Here is a 5,796-nt window from a genome sequence, read left to right on the forward strand (position 1 = left end):
GCGCATCATCACCGACGCCACCAAGGCCGAGATGAAGAAGGTCCTCGCCGAGATCCAGGACGGCTCCTTCGCCCGCAACTGGATGGACGAGTACCACGGCGGCCTGAAGAAGTACAACGAGTACAAGAAGCAGGACTCCGAGCACCTGCTGGAGACCACCGGCAAGCAGCTGCGCAAGCTGATGAGCTGGGTGAACGAAGAGGCGTAAGGGCGCACGGAGCGGCACCGGCCGGGTCACCGATCCCGGCCGCACACCGCCGCTCCGGCGAGGGTGGCGCGGGGCGCCGACGAACAGCTCTCGCCGCGGAAGCCGGTTCGGGGCGTGGAACGCCGCTCAGGTACGCAGGGACGGCAGGCGGGTCACGTCGGACTCGGGGCTGGGCGCCGTCCGGCCGCGTGTGTCATCGCGGCTTCCGACGACGCCCCAGACCGCCTCCACAGGCATCGAACTCGTCGCTCAGACGGTGTGGCGTCATCGAGTCGAAGCTGACCGAGTCGCCCTCCTAGAGTTCGTAGGTACCGAAGCCGATCTGCACACGGATCCGGCCGAGGAGGACGAAACCAAACTCTCGCCCTGCGTGGCGCATCATGTCCTCTGCCGCACCCGAGGCGCCGGCCGGCTCATGGCGGACGGGCTCGACTGCTGCACCGGACCGCCCACCGCCGTGAACCGGTCCACCTGTACGTCCGGTTCGCCGTCCGTGGGAGTGCCGGGGCAGAGCCCGCCGGCACCGGCTGCGGGACGAGGGACGTCGCCGACTCGGCCACATGTTCGGCAGCCCGGCCGACGTTCCCTTCATGCCGCACAGCATTCGTTGGACCCGGCCGGCATCCTGGCCGCAGCTCCGGTCCTGTGCATCGTCGCGCCTCCACCCCGGACGACTGCATCGGGCTGATGATCACCGCGCTCGCCTGCAACGATCCGTCGTGGTGCTGGAACACGTCGGTCTCTACCCGACGACCGGCCCGGTCCCGGGGGGTGACCTGGACGACGTGTTACCGGTCGGCACAGCGGCCGTACGGCGTCACCGCGACGTCGTCACCGTGCCCGGGGTCCGGGACGACCGCATCGACCTGCGCCGGCTCGACACGCCTCGCTGGACTGGGAGACGATCGAGGAAAGCACGCGCCGCACCAACCGGGTCCTCGTCGTCGAGCAAAGGGCGCGGGGCACGTCCTACGGCGCCTGCGCAGGAAGGGCATCCACTGAGGTCTTCTCGGCAATGTGGCGGTTGCGGTGCGTGATGATGTCGGACGGCGGGATGGTGACTCGGCGTCAGGCATGAGCGAAGCCCCTGGTAGGAACGAGTCTGCGAAGAACACGTTCCGTACAACCAGAGGCTCCACGTGGCGTCCAGTATCACCTACACCGCCGTGCTCGATGTCCGCAGGGCAACCGCCGAGCATCTCGCGAGGCTGCTGCGCGGGCACCGCGAGCAGCTCGGGACCCGCAAGGGAACTCGCGCGCTGGGCGTCTTCAAGCAGGCGGTGCTCGTGCTGCGCTGGTTCGTCGACGGTACCCGGCTGGTCCAACTCGCCCGGAACAACGGCATCTCGGTGCCGGCCGCCTATCGCTATCTGCATGACTGACCGTACTGGCCGACCACGCGCCCGACCTGTCCACCGCGCTGGAGAGGGCGGCGGCAGCCGGGTATACCCACCTCAACCTGGACGGCACGGTGATCCGCACCGACCGCGTGGCCGCCGGCCCCAACAGTGCGGACCTGTGGTGGTCCGGCAAGCGCAAGCACCACGGAGGAAACGTGCAGGTCATCGCCGCCCCGGACGGCTGGCCCATCTGGGTCTCCCGCGTCCGCCCGGGCCGCGAGCACGACACCACCTGCGCACGGGCCCACGGACTGGTCGACGCCCTGAACCGGCTTGCCGCCACCCTGGGCATCCCCACCCTGACCGACCTCGGCCACGAGAACGCCGGGCCCGGCTTCCGCCACCCGGTCAAGAAGCCCAAGGGCCGTGAACTCGCCGAGCCCGACCAGGTGTTCAACGCCGTGATCCGAGGCGTCCACGCTGTCGCCGAACGTGCCAATGCCCTGCTGAAGGTCACTTTCAAGGCCCTGCGCAGGATCAGCCTCGACCCTGCGGCCATCACCCGGATCGCCCGAGCCGCCCTCGTCCTGCTCCAGCTCGAACGCGGCCGCACCGCCTGAACGAAGATCCCAAAACGTCACGAGGCCTTACCTACGAAGGTTCAATCGCTGGACGGCGAACAGTTCCAGGTGTGCGCAGTTCGGGCAGCGGAATGCATCGATCTGCCACTGCGGCAGGCCCCGCGTCTTAGCTATGCCCATCACGCCCCGCTCAAGGAGGCTCCCGAACCATCGCGCGTACCCGCGGGAGCCCTGGCCACTGTCACTGACAAAGCCCTGCTCAAGCCCGACCTGACCGCATTGAGTGCACCGCATGTTGTTCATCGCGCGAGTGTAAGTGGGGGCCGGGTCACCATGCTGCCGTCCAGCGGATCGTCACGCACTGCAACCGTTAGGTTGCCGGGAGGACCTCACTGTCGGGGCGGTGGGTGGGGGACCTGGCCCTCCCCCACCGGCCGGCCACCCCACCCCCTGAACCGAGACGTCGTGCGACCGGCAATGGGAGAGGCAGACCCCCACCGGACACTCATGCCCCGTCGCCAGGGAACACGACTGGCGTGCGTCCCGTCCCCTCGCACAGGGCGCCGCGACGGTCGCCCGGCCGCGGCGGGTGTCCCCGCGCAGTCCTGAACTCGCAGGTATCGCGGATCCTCAGTCGTGTTCCTCGGTCGGAGAAGCGGCGGAGGGCTCAGGGGCCGGCGGGTCGGGCACGTCTTCCAGGAAGTCGGCGGACGGCGTGAAGAACAGGGAGCCCGTGACCGGAGTGGAGAAATCCAGGATACGGTCGTAGGACGCTGACGCCGTGCCCAGGAACATGCGCTCCAGCATCGTCTCCGTGACTTCGGGAGTGCGCGCGTAGCCGATGAAATAGGTGCCGAACTCCCCACGGCCCACGGATCCGAAGGGCATGTTGTCACGGAGGATCTCGCGCTCGTTGCCGTCCGCGTCGGTGACCGTGGTCAGAGCGACGTGTGAGTCCGCCGGTTTGGCGTCGTCCGCCAGTTCCACGTCGGACAGCTTCCGGCGACCGATCGCCTTCTCCTGCGCTTCGACCGGCAGGGCTTCCCATGCGTCGAGATCGTGCAGGTACTTCTGCACGACGACATAGCTGCCGCCTGTGAACCGGGGGTCTTCCTCGCCGACGAGTACGGCCGCGTGCGCCGCCGGGCCCGTCGGATTCTCCGTGCCGTCGACGAAGCCCAGCAGGTCGCGTTCGTCGAAGTACTTGAAGCCATGCACTTCGTCCTGGACCGTGACCGCGCCGCGCAGCCGGCTCATGATCTCCGTGGCGAGCGCGAAGCACAGGTCCAGCCGCGATGCGCGGATGTGGAACAGCAGGTCGCCGGGGGTGGCCACGGCCCGGTGCACCGGACCGTGCAGTTCCCGGAATGGATGCAGCCTGGCCGGGCGCGGTCCGGCGAACAGCCGGTCCCAGGCGTGCGAACCGATACCGGTGACGCAGCTCAGCCTGCCGTCGGGCTGGGCACGGAACCCCACGGCCCGTTCCAGTGAGCCGAGATCCGACAGCAGTTCGCGAACGGTGGTCTCGCCACCGCTGTCGATCGTGACGACCAGGAAGATCGCCGCACTGGTCAAGGGAGACAGAACCATCTGAGGCACCGGTTCCGCGACGTCTCCGGACATGCATCATCCTCTTTCATCCACGTCGGTGGCAGACGATCTCAGCGGCAGTAGTCGCTGAGACGATCGGTGCGGGACCGCTCGCGCTCCTCGTGGCGACAACGGGCGTGGAGTCGCGACGGCTGAGAGGGTGCCGCGTCGGACCAGTCCTCTGAGCCACGCCAGGCCGCGTCGGTCCCGTGCAGGGGGTCTGCCTCGTTCGCGGCAGCAGCCTCCAGTTCGGCGTCCAATTCACGGTGCCGCTCATCCGGAACGTGAAACTCCAAGGCGAAACGGCGCAGCGGCCGGCCCTTGTGGACGGAGGTGACAGAGGGCAGCTCCACGGCTGCGAGTTCACGGACCGCGCCGAGCAGGCGGATCCTCAACGACGTCATCAGCGGCTCTCTTTCATGCCGCGGTTCATGCTCTTCACTCTCTGGAGCAGCCGTCGTCGGACGATCCGTGACGGGGCCTGTAGGCGCCGTCCGGGTGCTCGCCGCTGCCACGTCCCTCGGTGCTCTCCCGCCCAGGCCGGCTGGTGCACCATGCCCGGTAGCTCGTCTGCGCGATGAAGGCGCCGGCACCTGGCAGAAGGTCCGTGGGCCGAAGACGCGCGCCGAAGAAGGGGCTGCGGACGTCCGTGAAGACGTGGCGGTGCTCCGCGTGCACGGCGGTGAGGGCGGCACGCACGAACGCGTCCAGCCTGAACTTCTCGGGGCCGGCGATCTCACGGACGCCGATCAGGGGGCGGGACACGGCAGTATGCGCGAGCAGGATGGCCACGTCGGTCAGGGACACCGGGCGCACCTCGACCGGCGGCACCCAGACGATCCAGTCTTCGGTGCCCGCAGTCGCTATGTCCTCGGCCGACTCGAACATCTGCGTGGAACGCACTATGGAATAGGAAATGCCGGACCGCTGAATCATGGTTTCGTGCGCCTGGAGGGCTCGGAAAGCACCCTCACTTCTCACACGGTCCACACCTACCACGGACAGGGAGACATGGTGGCCGACACCGGCTGCCGTCTCGGCCTGGAGGAGGGCGCTGGTGGAACGTCGCCATGACGCGACGAGGCTCTCCTCGTCCATGACAAGGCCGTGATCATCGGTGGCGATCCCGGTGTTCAGGGACGGCTGACGAGTGAGGTCGATCACTACTGAGCAATTACGCAGGGACTCGGCGATCTCTTCTCGTGCGAGCGAGTCAAGACCCCCGGGCGCCGAGATCAGGTCGACCTCGTGTCCGTGATCCCTGACCCAGAGTGCGGTCTCGGCGCCTATGAGCCCGCCGTCGTCGAACACAACGACCTTCATCCGGAAACTCCCCTATGGACGGGACCGCGTCGCGGTGCTCAACTGGACTCTTCGGGCGTGGCCGCGTGGATCCCTGCCAGCAAACCGGTGGACTGACCCACCTCGATGAGGTAGCCGTCGGGGTCACGGAAGTAGCAGCGCAGCTCGGATCCGCGGTCGACGGGCTCGGTGAGGAAGTCGGCACCGTTCGCGACGGCATGCGTGTAGAAGGCGGCGATGTCGGCCACTCGCACGTTGAGGAAACTGGAAACACGCTCGCCGCTTCGTGGCGCCTCCAGTGTGACGCCTGGCTTGTCCGGGGTGGGACCGCCGCCGGGGTTCATGATGATCCAGGTGTTGGCGACCTTGACGATCGCCGGATTCTCCCCCATCACGACCTCGCCGCCGAAGACGTCGGCGTAGAAGCGCCGGGACACCTCGACATCGCGCACCGTCAGGAAATGCGTGAGAAGGAGGCCCCGCTCCGGTGCGGGGAGATCCCCGTCAGGTGTCATCGTCCGTCATTCCCTTCATGGGCCCGTGTGGCTGAAGGTCTGACCGAACAGGCACCCGGTCTGTGACACCGGCGGTCGTCCGTGCCGAAGGCCCGAGGCCACCGTGCACGGGGAGCGAGTGTCCGCGGCGCCGACCTCCGCAGGCCGGCGCCGCGGCGCTCCGGGGTGATCAGTTCGCCTCGCGGGTGTGCGGGAGCGTCAGTGGCGGACGACCTGGGGAGCGATGTCCTCGGTGAAGGCCGCACCGCCGGAGCGGGCGA

General features: G+C 68.1%; 4 protein-coding genes and 2 pseudogenes. 2 read left to right on the forward strand and 4 right to left on the reverse strand.

Annotated features, from left to right (window positions below):
• Nucleotides 1–208, forward strand: a pseudogene (locus tag IE294_RS46120) (ketol-acid reductoisomerase); the annotation flags it as partial.
• Nucleotides 209–1,347: 1,139 nt separating this feature from the next.
• A pseudogene (locus IE294_RS46125) lies at nucleotides 1,348–2,168 on the forward strand (HARBI1 family protein).
• 591 nt (nucleotides 2,169–2,759) lie between these two features.
• Here the strand turns inward: IE294_RS46125 and IE294_RS46130 are convergent.
• From IE294_RS46130 to IE294_RS46145, 4 genes are read right to left on the reverse strand one after another with little or no spacing between them, the layout of a single operon-like run.
• Nucleotides 2,760–3,752 (reverse strand): Dyp-type peroxidase, encoded by a 993-nt coding sequence (locus IE294_RS46130; protein ID WP_189895297.1) that lies wholly within the window; start codon nucleotides 3,750–3,752, stop codon nucleotides 2,760–2,762.
• Nucleotides 3,753–3,790: 38 nt separating this feature from the next.
• Entirely contained in the window at nucleotides 3,791–4,123 is a 333-nt protein-coding gene (locus IE294_RS46135; RefSeq protein ID WP_189895298.1) for a hypothetical protein, read from the reverse strand.
• 34 nt (nucleotides 4,124–4,157) lie between these two features.
• Nucleotides 4,158–5,030, reverse strand: a complete 873-nt coding sequence (locus IE294_RS46140; RefSeq protein ID WP_229918239.1) for an SDR family oxidoreductase — start codon at nucleotides 5,028–5,030, stop codon at nucleotides 4,158–4,160.
• Between the two features lie 50 nt (nucleotides 5,031–5,080).
• A complete protein-coding gene (locus IE294_RS46145; protein ID WP_189895299.1) occupies nucleotides 5,081–5,536 on the reverse strand; it encodes a VOC family protein in 456 nt (151 codons plus the stop codon).
• Between the last annotated feature and the right edge of the window lie 260 nt (nucleotides 5,537–5,796).

It is taken from the genome of Streptomyces canarius, from assembly GCF_014650735.1.
In the GTDB taxonomy this organism is placed as follows: domain Bacteria; phylum Actinomycetota; class Actinomycetes; order Streptomycetales; family Streptomycetaceae; genus Streptomyces; species Streptomyces olivaceoviridis.

What these genes read in the sequence shown, in the direction of transcription:
- IE294_RS46135 (WP_189895298.1), bottom strand. Translation starts at nt 4,123, where the DNA reads ATGACGTCGTTGAGGATCCGCCTGCTCGGCGCGGTCCGTGAACTCGCA.
- IE294_RS46130 (WP_189895297.1), bottom strand. Translation starts at nt 3,752, where the DNA reads ATGTCCGGAGACGTCGCGGAACCGGTGCCTCAGATGGTTCTGTCTCCC.
- IE294_RS46145 (WP_189895299.1), bottom strand. Translation starts at nt 5,536, where the DNA reads ATGACACCTGACGGGGATCTCCCCGCACCGGAGCGGGGCCTCCTTCTC.